Consider the following 15,421-nt stretch of genomic DNA (forward strand, 5'->3'; position numbering starts at 1 on the left):
GATTGCAGCAGGGGCACCTGAAAAGGACGCGCATGTTCCCAAAAAGGCTCTTTGACGGATACAATACATTTCTGGATGGGCGCTTCAGCAGCGAACGCTCACGTTATGAGGCGCTGGCCGAAAGCGGACAGAGACCCGAAATTATGGTCATTAGCTGCGTGGATTCACGCGTCTCTCCCGAGGTGATTTTTGATGCCTCACCCGGCGAGCTGCTAGTCGTGCGCAATGTTGCCAATCTCGTGCCGGCTTACGACACAGACCGCCATTCACAGCACGGCACAAGCGCAGCGCTGGAATTCGGTGTGCAGGCGCTGAAGGTAAAGCATATCGTCGTGCTAGGCCACGAAACCTGTGGCGGTATTCGCGCCTTTGCGGATGAGCGCAAGCCTTTGTCAGCCAGTGATTTTATCGGCCATTGGATGTCACAGATTGCCCCGGCAGCCAATAATCTGGGACCAAGCGAGACCTTTGATCGTACGGATTATCTTTATCAGCTGGAACTGGCCTCGGTGGATTTGAGCCTGAACAACCTGATGACATTCCCCTTCATTGCAAAGGCAGTGGCACAAGGCACAACCGCATTGCATGGAGCATATTTCAGCATTGGCAGCGGACTGTTGCTGGTGCGCGATCCTGATACCGGCACGTTCGCGCCTGCAACAACAAAAATGCCGAACATCTCCCCGTTTCAGTGCTCGTAAGAAGTACACAACAGAGGCTTAGGATGCGCTGATCCTCGCGCCAGTTCGAGCTGTAGAAAGAGCGTCTTTAGACGCTCTTTTTCATTGCAATATCAGGCCACCAGAGAACGAAAATCGACACATCCTCTAGATAAGACTGATTTTTCCGGTCGATAGATCATAAAGCCCTCCAACGATCTTAAGGCGCCCCTGCTGCACAAAGCCACTCAGGATAGGATCGGCTGCCTCAAGGCGGTGAACGCCCAGCCGAACATTTTCGATAATCGCGGCTGCAAGCACATCGTCTTTATGATCCCGCAGGGCTACTTCCACTGCTGGCTTAATCTCACGGATCATATCCGGCAAATGGCCCGGCAAGGTCACGTTGTCTCTCACAACCTTGATGGTGGCATCAACCGCACCGCAATTTACGTGCCCCAACACCATGATGAGCGGCGCGCCAAGATATTTGATCGCATATTCAATACTGGCCAGGCCATCATCATTGACGAAATTGCCCGCCACGCGCACCACGAAAAGATCCCCGGGTCCCTGATCAAATGCCAGCTCTGGCGCGACACGGGAATCCGAACAACTCAAGATCGCAGCTATCGGGTGCTGCCCCACAGAACGCCTTGCACGCCCGGCAGAGTAATCCTGTTGCGTCGGTTTATTCTCCGCATAACGGGCATTGCCCTCTATCAAACGCGCCAGCGCAGCATCTGGCGATATCGCATTCTGAGGTGTCTCAGCAAAGGCAGCTGCAGGCAGCATTGCAGCAGCACCTAAGATCATTCCCCCTGAAAGCAAGGATCTGCGCGAAACACTGGACATATCCTGACGAGCACAATCACACACTGGCCCTCACTCCGCTATCAATACAGCAATGTATTTATCTTGTTTACGAAGCAGCGATAGATTAGAGCGCAACTTGCATTCATTTGAATAATCAAATTGAACGCAAACTGCCCTAAGCCCACTCACCCTTGCGGAATACCGGCACGCGGCGACCATCAGCATGCACACCGTCGATGTCGATCTCATTGGAGCCAATCATCCAGTCGATATGGATGAAGCTCTTGTTGCCGCCCTGGGCTGCAATCTGCTCAGGTGTCAGGCTTGCGCCATCGAGGAAACATTTGGAGTAGCACTGTCCTAACGCAATGTGGCACGAGGCGTTTTCATCGAACAGCGTATTGTAAAACAAAATGCCGCTTTTTGAGATGGGAGACGAGTGCGGCACAAGTGCCACCTCACCAAGACGGCGCGCACCCTCATCCGTATCGAGCACCTTGTTGAGCACCGCCCCACCGCGCGATGCTTTGGCTTCGACAATACGGCCAGCTTCGAACCGCACCGAGATGTTATCAATCAGCGTGCCCTGATGCGATAATGGCTTGGTGCTGGAGACATAACCATCAACGCGCAACGCATGCGGTGTCGTGAACACCTCTTCAGTGGGGATATTAGCATTACAGGTAATGCCGTTCTTGGCCGTCGATGCACCGCCTTGCCATTCATGGCCATCCGCCAGACCGACGACGAGATCGGTGCCCGGCCCTTTGAAATGCAAGGCATGAAAACGCTGTTCATTCAGCCACGATGAGCGCGTGCGCAGCGCCGCATTGTGCGCAACCCAGGCGCCAATCGGATCATCACCATCAACACGGGATGCGGCAAATATCGCATCGGCCAGCTTTTTCACCGCTATATTTTCAGCATCATCCGCAAACACCTGCTTCGCCCAGGCCGTGCCTGGATACGCTACGATGTTCCAGTTGATGTCGAACCCGGCAATCTTTTCCAGCGCTGGCTGATAAGCCATGGACGTTGCCTTGTTGGCACGCGCTACCTTTGCCGGATCTTCATTGGATAGCAGCAACGGGTTATCGCCTACAATGGCCAGTCGTGCGGTGTTTTGCGAAAATGCTTTCGCCATTCCATCATAAAGCCAATTGGCTGCACGGTCGAAACTGCCGTCTGCGCCAAACCGATAACGCGCGAGTGTCAGCTCTTCATCCGAAAAAATCGGCGTAACCAACCCCGCCCCGGCAGCGTAAGCATGAACGGCGATGCGGCGCACCAATGGCAGCGCGACCATCGGCGCAGTGATGAGCAAATCCTGCCCAGCCTGAAGCTGTAGCCCAACCTTGACCGCAACCTCCGCAAGCCTGTCGAGCTTAACGGGATCGATGGAAGAGTTGCTCTGCTGATGCATCGTCATACATTCCTGCCTGTCATAAACTACGCGGACCTATGAAATCATTATATCCACGATCTCATCAACGCGTAACCGTGAAATCCGCCCAGTTGGAATAGCGCACTGAAAATTAAAGCACCGCGACTTCATATGCTTTATCGAGCGATGCTTTATAGGCTCAGAACCTAAATCAGGCATGGTGGTCGGTAAGGGGTTTATTGTGGGGTTCCATCCGTCCACGACTTACAACCTCACCAGCGTTTTCTGGCAAGCGCAAGAACCACACCGCAGAAAACGCGGCGAGCACCGCCAGCACCAAAAATCCTACCTGCACATCCTCCAAGCCAAGTTCGGTTGTGTTATTAATCGTCATGTTAGCCCGCATGGTCAGTGCAGCGATGCCGACACCAAGACTGAAAGCCAGCTGTTGCATCATGCTTGACAGCGTATTAGCGCCACTCATGCGTTCGAATGGAATATCCGAAAACGCCAGCGCATTAATCCCCGTCATTTGCAGCGACCGGAATACCCCGCCAATGAAGAGCACAAGAATGATGACAAGGTGTGAGGTTATGGGCGTAAACAGCGCGCATACAGCAATCGAGAGCCCCAGCGCAATCGCATTCGCTGCCAGCACATACCTAAACCCATACTGCTGAAATAGCCTTGAGATCAGTACCTTGGCAACAATTGCACCAAGCGCGCCAGCGAAGGTGATCATTCCGGCTGCAAACGGCGACATTCCAAAAATGATCTGCAACAAGATCGCCATCAGGAAGGGCGCGGCGCCCACGTTAAACCGGCAAAGATTACCCGCGAGAACGGATGTCGAGAACGTCCTGATTTTCATCAGGCTTAAATCCACAATCGGATCAAGCGTCCGGCGCACATGAAAGATGTAGAGCACCGTTGCAATCCCCCCCACGCTCAAAATCGACAAGCTGATTTTCCACGGTATTTCCCCCTGCCCCATCGTCTCAAAACCCATCACGAGACATGCCAGCGCAACACCCGTGAGCAGAAAGCCCCGGAAATCCAGCGGGGGCACCTTTTCTTCTCGGGTGTTCTTGATGAAAACAATGGCAAGGATGATGCCAATGATGCCCATCGGCACGTTCATCAAAAATATCCAGCGCCAGGAGCTGAAGGTAGTGATAAACCCGCCAATCGGTGGGCCAAACACAGGCCCCAATAATGCCGGCAAGGTGAGATAGGTGGTGGCCTGCATCAGATCGGCCTTGCTGACAGAGCGCAGCATCACTATGCGTCCAACCGGCACCATCATAGCGCCAGCAGCTCCTTGGGCCAAGCGCGCCATAACAAGTTCCGGCAAGGTATCTGCCAGCCCACAAAACATCGAGCTGATTGTAAACAACGCAATCGCCGCGACAAACACATTTCGCCCCCCAAAGCGATCCGCCACCCATCCGCTAATCGGAATAAACACAGATACACTCAGCAGGTACGACGTAATTGCTATATTAAGACGTACCGGATCAACGTTTAGCGAGCGCGACATCTCTGGCAGCGCCATGGCAATCACGGTTGCATCCAGCATTTGCATGAATAGCGCACACCCTACAACGTAGGGCACAAGAAAGCGCGAACGCTTCATGCGTTCAACAATGCGAACAAGCAGATTGGCTTTTGCAGGAGAGGTCATGGCGCCACCTGCTCGCTCAACTTGATCAGCGGCGCAACTGCACGAAGAATATTTTCGCGCTCTTCATCAGATAACCGCGCAATCCGGGCTGCAAGCCATTGCGTGCGCAGATGGCGCACTTGCGCAAGCACCTCTTCGCCAGCATTCGTAATGGCTAAACCGACACGACGGCGATCATTGTGCGCGCCCTCAACGCGATGCAAAAGCCCAGCTGCTTCAAGCTGCTTGATATGGACACTCATGCTGGGAGGTTTGATGCGCTCACGCGCAGCCAACTCATTAACGCCAAGCCCCGGTTCTTGATGCAATGTCGCCAGAATGAGCGTCTGAAACGGCGAAAGCCCAACCGCCGCGCGTGTTTCACGGCGCAAATCGCGGTTAAGCCTTAGAATTGCAGGACGAAGCAAATCAGCAATAGCGGCCGCTTCATCGGCCATATGCTCAATCAACATCCGAGCACCTCATAAACCACCCAATAACAGGTCAGGTCGTAAGTTAGTTTAACTAACCATATGGAAACTTCCTGCCATTGGTCAATGCTCACGCCATGCAGAGCATGCAGGTCTGCTCCGTCCTGAGATAGAAATCATTACCAGCTGCAGGCCATCATTACTTTCAGATCTGTGCATGCCGGCTTGCAGAACCGGGCCTCAATATCCTATGCATGTCATAGCGTATGGAGCCAACATGACAGCATCATCGAACGACAACACGACACTGCCGCCCTCCGATCCATCGCAGGATCAACCAGAAAAAAGTGGCATCGGTGATACGATCAAGGTCATCGTGCAGGCGCTATTGATTGCGCTCGTTATTCGGACGCTGCTGTTTCAACCGTTCGTGATTCCATCAGGATCACTCATTCCGACATTGCTTATTGGCGACTACCTGTTTGTGTCGAAGTTCTCTTATGGCTACTCACGATTTTCGCTGCCATGGGGGATCATTCCTTTTAAGGGACGCATCTGGGGTGCTGAACCAAAGCGCGGCGACATCACTGTTTTTGCCTCGCCAAAAAACGACGGCACGGATTTTGTCAAACGCGTCATCGGCTTGCCGGGCGACACCATCCAGATGGTTGACAACGTGCTCGTTATCAACGGCACCCCTGTAAAGCGCGAGCGCATAGGCAGCTATCCTGAGATAGACCAATGGGGCAAAACCATACAGGCGCCACTTTATCGCGAAACATTACCCAATGGCCACAGCTACACCATTATGGAGCGTGAAGGCGTTGGTAGTTATTGGGCAAATACATTCCTCTATAAGGTACCAGAGAACCATTACTTTATGATGGGTGACAACCGCGATAACTCGGCAGACTCACGCGATCTGGCCTCAATGGGATATGTACCGTTTGATAATCTGATTGGCCGGGCAGAAGTGACGTTCTTTTCACTGGACGAAGGCACTTCTGCGTGGCAAATCTGGAAGTGGCCTCAGGAAGTGCGCTGGGATCGCGTTTTTAAGCGCATCCAGTAACAGTCTGGGCCTCAACACTATTGGCGACGTGGGGACGACCCCGCCAGACGGATGATCTGTCAGCGCCACTTTCAAGCTTTCCCGGCGAGGACGACCTCGTCATGAACCAATCAGGAGGTCCGTTATGGGACAATCTGGCATGGCATGGCTTGCGCTTTTCGTCGCTGGCATATTTGAAACCGGTTGGGCAATCGGCCTGAAGTATACTGAGGGCTTCACCCGTTTAGTGCCATCAGTATTGACCATTATTGCAATGGCAATCAGCTTCTTTCTACTTGCGTGGTCGCTCAAGGTACTGCCGGTAGGCACCGCTTACGCCATCTGGACTGGCATTGGCGCACTTGGCACTGTGGCCCTTGGTATTGTGCTGTTTCACGAACCAGCAACGGTCATGCGCCTCGTTTGCGTTGGCCTCATACTTAGCGGTATCGTTGGGCTGAAGGTATTTTCGCCGGTGTAAGGTCAGATGCTTTCAAGAGCGTGTAATTATCTGCCTGGAGCTAACACCTTATCGATAAATTAGCGAATACTGCTCCTAGGCAGCCATTAGTGCCGCCTAGGTAATTCGTGCATACTTTGTAACGTACAATAATAAGCAGAAGCAGAAAAACTTGCCTAAGCTTCATCATAGAAGCGCAATAAATTTTTGCTTATGACTTCTGCGTGCATTTATCCCTGAGGATATTCTTTATCAATCGCCCGAAAAATATAACGCTCTAAAGAAGTTCTTATTAACTTGCTGTCTCCCCAGTAAAGAATATTTGTCATATTTGACTGAACATCCTGCACAATACGATCTTCGGCTTCCTTGCTTAATGAATTAAGGAAATCCCTACCGTATGTATTAATAATTTCCTTTTTTAATTCATGCTCATGTTCATCCTTTAGGAGCACCCTGTTTAAAATAGCAGGATCTGCATTTTTCTGGACCACAGAACGATATTTCGGAACTGCGACCAGTCTTGCTGCATTTAAAACAGCCATAGCCTCTAAACTCAAAGAAGGCGCTACCGATCTTGCCGCATTTAAAGCAGTCATAACCTCTGAACTCAAAGAAGGTGCTGCATAATTATCATAATCGTCATCAACGCAGACACATCCCGATGATTCATTGGTAAGCTGCGCCGTATGATAGCCACGAAAACTATTATCTATATTGCTCACGTATATATCCCATTGTTTTCATATAGAAATTTATAGTTAATAATTTAATACAGTCACACACACATCAAGTGTGATTTTGTCAATAAGCTCACAAAATGTCAGAAAAATGACATTCGACACTAAGGATAAATTTCTCAGAAATTCAGACAAATCTTAAAATAGAATTTTCCTGACAATATTATTCTATAGCATTTGATAAAAGGCGAGGCATTTGTGGCAAAGCACTAAAAATACTCTATCTTTCTTTCTTCTGCCCTTAGCCCCATTTCTTATTTAGGCGCCCTCTTACATCATCAGATATATACGTCCTTCTTGGCGCCTTTCATGTTCAGCAGCCACTAAAGCGTATAATTCATTGTGCAACGCTGAATCAGCATCCTTCTTATTGGCCTCAACCTGCTCTTCGGGAGCAAAAGCGGAAGAGAAGCTAACTTCTACAGAGGGTCCCGCTGCCAATATCAGCTCTTTTTCTCTATCATCCAGCAAATCAAAGGCTTCTTTAATCGAACCAACCTCAACCGCGTAACTATCACCTCTTACAATCTTAAGCTGCTCCTGCAGACTTATACGCGCCAGCATGATAGCTTCGCCCTTGCGCTTGCAGCTGGCATCGACATCAAGTGATGAAATATCACCATGCTTCACCACAAGAGTATTCACCCCATAATCATGGATTTTCTGCATATCTGCCAAGTAGTCTTTTGCCATCTCGGGATTGGATGCCACCCATCCTGATACACCATTCACAATCGCATCCTTAATCCATGTGAAGATGCCCCGCTCATTCCACTGTACTGTAGGAGATTTATTGATCATTTTTGTGGCATGACCATCCTCATCAAATGCCATGACGGCAGTTGCAGCACGCAGCCGCTGGTACGCAGGAGTAGGCAATCCTTTTGGAGAGACAAGAGGCACGTTTGTAGGCACAAGCGCCTCAACGGGCACATTCGATGAAATGCCGCCATCAGAAAATAAATGGTTGGCACCTTTAAAATTAAAGCCTGAAAACGTTACGCCCGTTGCAATCAGTGGATGCGCCATGGAAGCTCTGGCAGCATAAGCGATGGGAAATGAAGGCGCATTCTCTTCACTAAAGATGACATTATCGCGCGTTGCCAGATCATGAGCCGTAATGCGTACAGATTTGAACTTCTCGGGCGCCAAAGCGTGCAATACTGCCATATCGTCAAAAGTTACCATCTTCCCTTGCCGGCTTTTGGTAAAATCAGCAGCCTGTTGAAGCACAGCAAACCTGTTCTGAATGTGTGCTATACGTTCAGAAATGGCATCATCAACCTCATATTTATCGAAGCTGATCTCGCCCTTGAAAGCTTTATTAACAGTTTCACGCGCGGCAAATGCCTCTATCTCTTCGCTTAATTCCTCTGGATTACGACTGCTGAGATACGCTCGCACTTCAGACGACGTCACCTCATCGAGCTTCTTGATCATACCTGTTGCAGTATCATGGCCTGCACCGAAAGGCGTCAGAAGCGTGGCAATAATCGCAGCCGTCGAACGGAATTGAATGTCAGGATAGACCTTATTGAGGGCATCATTTGTATCAAGCAGATTACGAAAATTACCGCCAAGCAAGGCCCCAAGCTCTGTTACACTACGGCCAACAGAAAGCCAGGTCACAACCAATGCCCCTGCGGAGCTACCTGCAAGCGAGCGTAAGCCACTGAGCATGCCGGCATTTTCCATTTCCATCAATGCACCTGCAAGGCCAATCCCCTTGGCGCCGCCACCGGGCAGGATAAGGTTTTCAATCGGAGGAACTGCCCGAATTAAATTAAAAGTACCATCATGACGGCGATAGATTTTTGGCGCATGAATAGCATCTGCTGCCAGAATAGAGGAATCTACCGCATAAGGTTCCAAGGGCTTAGTGAGCATTTCTTCAACAAGATGGCAGACATTACTCTCCAGCGCCTTCTCTGCAGCCCGGCTAGCTTGTTGAATATTACCGCGTAACTCAATCTCGCTGCCGGGGGTGATAGGTGATGCAGGCGACGGAACAAGAACATCTTGCATTATTTGATGCAAATGCGCTTGTGATGCGCTTAAAATAGTAGCCTGCTGCTCAGGCGGAAGCGTCCGAAGAGCACTTTCAACCACATGCACCATCTTGGTTTCGTGTAACTGGGCTGTTTGCGGGCCTGCTGCCTGCTCTTCAATTTCTTGATCAACCAGCTCTTCCAACTTCAAAGAAGATGGATGCACTTGCACGGGGAGTTTCTCAAGAATACTTGGATCTGAATTACCAATGATATCGAGACATAATGCATCTGGGGCATTAAAAGCAATCGTACGGTATCCGTCTAAGCTACGCATAGCGAACCCCCTATTTATCTCTATAAGTTTTATCGTTTGATTATCTGTTTTTATTCCCAACAATAGAAATCAACACTCGATAGCCTTATCGGTATTTAAAATAGATATTACTTGAAGAACAACTAGTAGGCGGGAGAATAACTAATTTATTGCATCAAGATCGACGCATGAATGCGTTTACGACCTTACGCAAAGCCTTAACTTGCGCAACCCAGTTCATTAGAAAACGGGGAAAAGCATTATCTGTGAAATGGCAGACATTGAATTCACCAGTAAGGATAAGCAATTTTCTGAAATCGATACCCAATCGAAAATCGCCATGCCTTGTCATAAGATTATTTACAAGGACAACATGATTCAGCAATGCCTTGCGATTAATAGCGCGCATGCCGGAAATATCTGCAACAATCAAATCTGTAACAACACGCTTTCCATCGCGCGCGAGATAAGTGGTTGAAACCACATCATCTTCTTGGAAAAACAGATCGAAACTATTCTCTCCCGTCATAAAAATGCCAGGACCAAGACTGTCGACCAAATTACTGAATGAAAAAGCCGACATGATCAAGAACTCTCTTAGTAATAAATGGAACGCTAAGAATCAAACATAGAAACAAATCTCTTCCTCATACTATTACGTAAGAACTATCAATTTTGTTTTCATATCGATTCCCCATAATTACTGAGAATAATCTTTGGATTGAATTAATGATATCCTGCTTAACCGATACGTCAACCAGAATTTTTGAAACGGATATTTTCTGTTCAGCTGTCAGTCCCACAGTAAGGCCTTCATCGTATCGTGAGTGAGATGTTGTATCGATGAGAGCTTCTATCAGCCTATCTCTCATATGCTCAGACAAATGCCCCACTTCACGTTCAGCGATCAAAACCCAAAAGTGCATTTTATCATTAAATATCAGAGTGATAGATACTTCTTCATTCATCGCGACACGCAAAACTTCGCGTTGTCGGTCACCCACGAAAGAAGAAACATCAATACCTTTCCATACATTGAAAATTAAATCAGCTATATCTTGAACTGAATTTTTATTCATTTCAATCCTCTTGCTTAACCGGCTGATGTATAATGATATTTTCATAAAGTATAAATAACGAGACCACAGCACTCAACATTTCATTAACTGTCAGCGATTTCAGATAGGTCTCATAAGTTGCCTCTACCATTTATGATTACGGCAACTAGGATAAATTCATCTGAAAAGAAAAAATCTGCAAGCTATTTGCGAGAAAATTCTGATATAGAATTTAATATCCTAAACTAAACAATTGTTCATTCACCGAACATCAAAGTAAAATATTACCTTCAACAAACCGTAAATAAAAATGATATTAATATATATAATATGAATTTCTTATCTAGATATATTTTTTAATCCAGAAAATAACTTCTTATTATCTTCTGTAGCAATAAAAAAGCCCACAAAAATGCGAGCCTACGTCTATCACTATTCTTCGCGCGTGAGAAAACTATGAACTATCAGATTGTCTCTCCGAATTGCCGAAAGCTGTTTTTTCAAATGCCGGCAGCAGATGTATAAACCTCATCCAGAAATGCAACAACGCCTTGCTTATGAATTCTATCGCCTACAGCAAGGTTATGATCCCGCCCAGGAATATCAAGAAAACGCCCATTCGGCAGCAATCGTACTAATGCCTCGCCAGAACCAGCAATCTGATCATTTGATCCCACAGCCACAAGCACAGGCAGCATTATTGCTTCCACCTGCTCACGCGCTAGTGCGCCACGCGATCCACGAATACAGGCAGCCAAAGCGCGCAGATCGCTGCGTGTTTGCTCAGCAAAAGCTCGAAACATGCGCTGGTCTGGATCGGTGAGGGTATCAAGCGATGGCGCCTCCATAGCTTCTGCAATGCCAGACGGAAGACCCGCACCCTCAATCAGATGAATACCAAGCCCTCCAAGCACTGCTGCCGTGACTCGATCTGGATGCATTGACATTAACTGCGCCGTATTCCGCGCGCCCATCGAATAACCGATCACCGCTGCCTGCTGAATATCCAGATGATCCAGGAGACGCCGTGCATCCTCTGCCATCAACGCAGTAGTATAATCAGCCGGATCATAGAGTTTCTCGCTCTCGCCATGCCCACGATTATCGAGAGCGATCACCCTGTAGCCAGCGCGTCCTAATGTCGTGGTCCAAGCAGTATTCACCCAATTGATCATATGGTTGGAACCAAAACCATGAATCAGCAAAATGGGACGTCCATGCCCTTCTTGAGGGGGCAAATCAATATAATTGATACGTACACCGTTGGAAGAAAAGGCCTGCATGATAATGTCTCCGACTGCCGCGCGCCGCCGCAAGCTACTGCATCACGCCAGAAATGGAAACCGCTCTTGGAATAAACTACATGCTGAACAATTAGATATTAGCAAGACGCCCACAGATGATTAACAGCGCTTATGCATTTGCATCCTTCAGGAAAAAACCTGATGGCTAGCAAAAAATCAGATATATAATGAGAAAAACCACGATTAGCGCATTTAACGCTCACGCACATCGAAAGTGCCATCATTTGTAGGCTACAGGCCTAAATGGTGGGCGGTGAGGGATTCGAACCCCCGACATCCACGGTGTAAACGTGGCGCTCTAACCAGCTGAGCTAACCGCCCCAAAACGCTTCCCATTCACAAATCAGGAAGCAATCTTCGCCGCAGCGACAAGAACTCGTCTACGGCAACTTTTCGTGCTTTGCAAGTCTGAATGCAGCATTTTATCGTTTTATCCAGGGCAATACCCAATAAAATTGATTTTAGGATATTGCCCTGAGATTTTTTATAGATGGCAGCAATACACCTGCATCTCAGGCAGTGCATGCACCATAGGCATTCTGTCTTGGCTTACTTGCCGTTGACAGCGTCCTTGAGGCCAGCGCCGGCCTTGAACTTCGGCGTGCGCGAAGCAGCGACCGCAATGGTCTCACCTGTGCGCGGGTTGCGCGCCGTGCCAGCGGGACGGTCAGCAACAACGAACGTGCCAAAACCGATCAGCTTTACTTCGTCGCCCTTGGAGAGCGCCGAGGTGATCACCTCAATGGCAGCGTCCAGCGCTTCGCCTGCCTGGGCTTTGGTCAGACCTGCCTTGTCGGCGACGGCTGAAACGAGATCACCTTTGTTCATATGGTCCTCCTAAACTCGTCAACCCGAGTCATGGTTAAAATGATCCATGCCGGAAAAATGGGGCTTATCACCCGTTTACGCGGCAAGAGCCTCCGCATGACGCAAACTACCAACGAAAGCAATGCCTTCCCATGCTATTTCGGAAAAAAAGCCCTCCGGAAGCCATCCGGAGGGCCGTTTTCAACAATTATTCGGGCTGACGCGCTGCCTTAATGGGCAATAGAAACCGCAGAGTCGCCCTCTTCCTTGGCGAGCGAAACCCCCTCAGAGGGCTTATCGGTCGCTTTGAGCGCTTCAGGTTGACGCACCAAGGCATGTTCGAGCACCTGCTCCATGCGTGACACGGGCACGATTTCGAGACCGTTTTTCACGCTATCCGGAATCTCTGCCAGATCCTTGGCATTTTCCTCCGGAATGAGCACCTTCTTCAGCCCACCGCGAAGCGCTGCGAGGAGCTTCTCTTTCAAGCCGCCGATAGGCAGTACGCGCCCGCGCAAGGTCACCTCACCCGTCATCGCGATATCACGGTGCACCGCAATACCTGTCAGCGTTGAGACGATAGCAGTTGCCATACCGATACCGGCAGAAGGGCCATCCTTAGGCGTCGCGCCTTCCGGCACGTGTACATGGATATCATGCTTGTCAAAGAAGGAAGGGTCGATGCCAAAATCGGACGCGCGCGAACGAACATAAGATGCCGCCGCCGAGATCGATTCTTTCATGACGTCTTTCAGGTTACCCGTGACTGTCATCTTGCCCTTACCGGGCATTTTGATGCCTTCAATGGTCAGCAACTCACCACCAACCTCAGTCCAGGCCAGCCCCGTAACCGCACCAACCTGATCCTCGGTCTCCACCTCGCCAAAGCGGAACTTTGGTGGGCCAAGATAATCAGCCAGATTAGCCTCTGTCACAGTTACGGAATCAGACTTCTTCAGCACAATCTCCTTCACCGCCTTACGGATAAGATTCGAGATTTCGCGCTCAAGGTTACGCACGCCAGCCTCCCGCGTATAGCGACGGATCAGCAGCATGATGCCTGAATCATCGATTGACCACTCGCCTTCCTTCAAGCCATGCTTGGTTATGGCTTCCGGAATCAGGTGCTTGCGGCAGATCTCTTTCTTTTCTTCTTCCGTATAACCCGCAATACGGATCACTTCCATACGATCGAGCAACGGCGTCGGAATATTGAGCGTATTAGCCGTGGTCACGAACATCACGTTGGAAAGATCATAATCGACCTCAAGGTAATGATCGTTGAACGTGCTGTTCTGCTCTGGATCAAGCACCTCAAGCAGTGCTGCAGAGGGATCGCCACGGAAATCCATACCCATCTTGTCGATCTCATCAAGCAGGATGAGTGGGTTGGATGTCTTGGCCTTACGCATTGACTGAATAATCTTGCCAGGCATCGAACCGATGTAGGTACGACGATGCCCACGGATTTCCGCCTCATCGCGCACACCGCCGAGCGACAAGCGTACAAACTCACGTCCCGTCGCCTTCGCAAGCGACTTGCCGAGCGAGGTTTTACCCACGCCTGGAGGACCTACCAGGCACAGAATCGGACCAGTCAGCTTGTTCGCACGCTGTTGCACAGCAAGATACTCAAGAATACGTTCCTTGACCTTGTCGAGGCCAAAGTGATCCGAATCGAGCACATCTTGCGCAAGATTCAAATCCTTCTTGACCTTCGAACGCTTGGCCCATGGAATTCCGAGTATCCAGTCAAGATAATTACGCACAACAGTCGCTTCAGCCGACATCGGCGACATCTGGCGCAACTTCTTCAACTCGCCCAATGCCTTCTCACGTCCTTCCTTGCTGAGACGTGTCTTCTCGATGCGCTCTTCGATCTCTGTCAGCTCATCACGGCCATCTTCGTCGCCGAGCTCCTTCTGGATCGCCTTCATCTGTTCGTTCAGATAGTACTCACGCTGAGTCTTCTCCATCTGACGCTTTACGCGTGAGCGGATGCGCTTTTCCACCTGAAGAACGGAAATCTCGCTCTCCATCAATCCGAGCGCCTTCTCCAGACGTTCCGAAACCGACGCAGCTTCAAGAATACCCTGCTTATCCGCGATTTTTACCGCCAGATGCGATGCCACCGTATCAGCAAGCTTTGAAGGATCCTCAATCTGCGTAACGGCAGAAACGACCTCAGGAGAGATCTTCTTGTTCAGCTTAACATAGTTCTCGAACTCGCCCATCACAGAACGTGCCAAAGCCTCGATTTCGACATCGTTGCCGGTCGACTCTGGCAATGCTTCGGCTTCAGCTTCGTAAAAATCGTCGCTGCGGGTATATGTTTTCACACGGGCGCGCGAGGCCCCCTCTACCAGAACCTTCACGGTTCCATCAGGCAGCTTCAGCAGCTGTAGGACGTTCGCAAGCGTGCCTACTTCATAAATGGCGTCCGTTGCAGGATCATCATCAGACGCATTGATCTGAGTCGCCAGCAAGATATGCCGGTCGCTCTTCACGACTTCTTCAAGCGCGCGGATAGATTTGTCGCGTCCCACAAAAAGCGGCACGACCATGTGCGGAAAAACAACAATATCACGGAGCGGAAGAACGGGATAGGTTCCAACCGTTCCGGCGGCCACCGCCTGACGGGGCTTTGTTGTCGTCATGGCCCGTATTCCTTTCATATGCGCCCATGCCCCCAAATTTGGCAGGCTTACGGACGGATTGCCGGAAGCTCTCATCACTCACGCAAC

General features: G+C 49.7%; 13 protein-coding genes, 1 tRNA gene and 1 pseudogene. 3 read left to right on the forward strand and 12 right to left on the reverse strand.

Features of this window, described 5'->3' with window-relative positions; all coding sequences use genetic code 11:
• Positions 1-32: 32 nt before the first annotated feature.
• Positions 33-701: a carbonic anhydrase gene (locus VRZ32_RS09365; RefSeq protein ID WP_414525471.1), complete on the forward strand. Its 669-nt coding sequence runs from the start codon at positions 33-35 to the stop codon at positions 699-701.
• 126 nt (positions 702-827) lie between these two features.
• Here the strand turns inward: VRZ32_RS09365 and VRZ32_RS09370 are convergent, their stop codons facing one another.
• From VRZ32_RS09370 to VRZ32_RS09385, 4 genes are all read right to left on the reverse strand, one after another.
• Positions 828-1,475 carry a carbonic anhydrase gene (locus tag VRZ32_RS09370; RefSeq protein WP_414525472.1) on the reverse strand — a complete coding sequence of 216 codons (648 nt, stop codon included), beginning with the start codon at positions 1,473-1,475 and terminating at the stop codon, positions 828-830.
• 175 nt (positions 1,476-1,650) lie between these two features.
• Positions 1,651-2,904, reverse strand: a complete 1,254-nt coding sequence (locus tag VRZ32_RS09375; RefSeq protein WP_414525473.1) for an aminopeptidase — start codon at positions 2,902-2,904, stop codon at positions 1,651-1,653.
• Positions 2,905-3,070: 166 nt separating this feature from the next.
• Positions 3,071-4,543: a DHA2 family efflux MFS transporter permease subunit gene (locus tag VRZ32_RS09380; protein WP_414525474.1), complete on the reverse strand. Its 1,473-nt coding sequence runs from the start codon at positions 4,541-4,543 to the stop codon at positions 3,071-3,073.
• Positions 4,540-4,995, reverse strand: a complete 456-nt coding sequence (locus tag VRZ32_RS09385) for a MarR family winged helix-turn-helix transcriptional regulator (RefSeq protein ID WP_414525475.1) — start codon at positions 4,993-4,995, stop codon at positions 4,540-4,542. Before VRZ32_RS09385 ends, VRZ32_RS09380 begins: the two co-directional genes overlap by 4 nt.
• Before the next feature lie 235 nt (positions 4,996-5,230).
• Between VRZ32_RS09385 and lepB the strand changes: the two genes are divergently transcribed.
• Both lepB and sugE read left to right on the forward strand, forming a co-directional pair.
• Positions 5,231-6,025 carry a signal peptidase I gene (gene lepB, locus VRZ32_RS09390; RefSeq protein WP_414525476.1) on the forward strand — a complete coding sequence of 265 codons (795 nt, stop codon included), beginning with the start codon at positions 5,231-5,233 and terminating at the stop codon, positions 6,023-6,025.
• Positions 6,026-6,098: 73 nt separating this feature from the next.
• Positions 6,099-6,485 (forward strand): annotated as a pseudogene (sugE, locus tag VRZ32_RS09395) (quaternary ammonium compound efflux SMR transporter SugE); the annotation flags it as partial.
• Positions 6,486-6,694: 209 nt separating this feature from the next.
• On the opposite strand, the gene VRZ32_RS09400 reads toward sugE, so the two are convergent.
• From VRZ32_RS09400 to lon, 8 genes are all read right to left on the reverse strand, one after another.
• Entirely contained in the window at positions 6,695-7,189 is a 495-nt protein-coding gene (locus VRZ32_RS09400) for a hypothetical protein (protein ID WP_414525477.1), read from the reverse strand.
• A gap of 285 nt (positions 7,190-7,474) precedes the next feature.
• Positions 7,475-9,529 carry a patatin-like phospholipase family protein gene (locus VRZ32_RS09405; RefSeq protein ID WP_414525478.1) on the reverse strand — a complete coding sequence of 685 codons (2,055 nt, stop codon included), beginning with the start codon at positions 9,527-9,529 and terminating at the stop codon, positions 7,475-7,477.
• Between the two features lie 154 nt (positions 9,530-9,683).
• A complete protein-coding gene (locus tag VRZ32_RS09410) occupies positions 9,684-10,091 on the reverse strand; it encodes a hypothetical protein (protein WP_414525479.1) in 408 nt (135 codons plus the stop codon).
• A 64-nt stretch (positions 10,092-10,155) separates the two neighbouring features.
• Entirely contained in the window at positions 10,156-10,587 is a 432-nt protein-coding gene (locus tag VRZ32_RS09415) for a hypothetical protein (protein ID WP_414525480.1), read from the reverse strand.
• Between the two features lie 479 nt (positions 10,588-11,066).
• Complete coding sequence (locus tag VRZ32_RS09420; protein ID WP_414525481.1) at positions 11,067-11,849, reverse strand: alpha/beta fold hydrolase; 783 nt, start codon at positions 11,847-11,849, stop codon at positions 11,067-11,069.
• Positions 11,850-12,114: 265 nt separating this feature from the next.
• A tRNA-Val gene (locus tag VRZ32_RS09425) sits at positions 12,115-12,191 on the reverse strand.
• 228 nt (positions 12,192-12,419) lie between these two features.
• The gene (locus VRZ32_RS09430; RefSeq protein ID WP_414525482.1) at positions 12,420-12,698 is read right to left on the reverse strand and encodes an HU family DNA-binding protein; all 279 of its coding nucleotides are present in this window, start codon (positions 12,696-12,698) and stop codon (positions 12,420-12,422) included.
• 209 nt (positions 12,699-12,907) lie between these two features.
• The gene (gene lon / locus VRZ32_RS09435; protein WP_414525483.1) at positions 12,908-15,334 is read right to left on the reverse strand and encodes an endopeptidase La; all 2,427 of its coding nucleotides are present in this window, start codon (positions 15,332-15,334) and stop codon (positions 12,908-12,910) included.
• Positions 15,335-15,421: the final 87 nt, after the last annotated feature.

Source organism: Pseudochelatococcus sp. G4_1912 (assembly GCF_047501465.1).
Lineage (GTDB): Bacteria > Pseudomonadota > Alphaproteobacteria > Rhizobiales > Beijerinckiaceae > Pseudochelatococcus.

Excerpts from the sequence above, each read along its gene's own strand:
- VRZ32_RS09365 (WP_414525471.1), top strand. The coding sequence starts at position 33 with ATGTTCCCAAAAAGGCTCTTTGACGGATACAATACATTTCTGGATGGG.
- VRZ32_RS09370 (WP_414525472.1), bottom strand. The coding sequence starts at position 1,475 with ATGATCTTAGGTGCTGCTGCAATGCTGCCTGCAGCTGCCTTTGCTGAG.
- VRZ32_RS09375 (WP_414525473.1), bottom strand. The coding sequence starts at position 2,904 with ATGACGATGCATCAGCAGAGCAACTCTTCCATCGATCCCGTTAAGCTC.
- VRZ32_RS09380 (WP_414525474.1), bottom strand. The coding sequence starts at position 4,543 with ATGACCTCTCCTGCAAAAGCCAATCTGCTTGTTCGCATTGTTGAACGC.
- VRZ32_RS09385 (WP_414525475.1), bottom strand. The coding sequence starts at position 4,995 with ATGTTGATTGAGCATATGGCCGATGAAGCGGCCGCTATTGCTGATTTG.
- lepB (WP_414525476.1), top strand. The coding sequence starts at position 5,231 with ATGACAGCATCATCGAACGACAACACGACACTGCCGCCCTCCGATCCA.
- VRZ32_RS09405 (WP_414525478.1), bottom strand. The coding sequence starts at position 9,529 with ATGCGTAGCTTAGACGGATACCGTACGATTGCTTTTAATGCCCCAGAT.
- VRZ32_RS09410 (WP_414525479.1), bottom strand. The coding sequence starts at position 10,091 with ATGTCGGCTTTTTCATTCAGTAATTTGGTCGACAGTCTTGGTCCTGGC.
- VRZ32_RS09415 (WP_414525480.1), bottom strand. The coding sequence starts at position 10,587 with ATGAATAAAAATTCAGTTCAAGATATAGCTGATTTAATTTTCAATGTA.
- VRZ32_RS09420 (WP_414525481.1), bottom strand. The coding sequence starts at position 11,849 with ATGCAGGCCTTTTCTTCCAACGGTGTACGTATCAATTATATTGATTTG.
- VRZ32_RS09430 (WP_414525482.1), bottom strand. The coding sequence starts at position 12,698 with ATGAACAAAGGTGATCTCGTTTCAGCCGTCGCCGACAAGGCAGGTCTG.
- lon (WP_414525483.1), bottom strand. The coding sequence starts at position 15,334 with ATGACGACAACAAAGCCCCGTCAGGCGGTGGCCGCCGGAACGGTTGGA.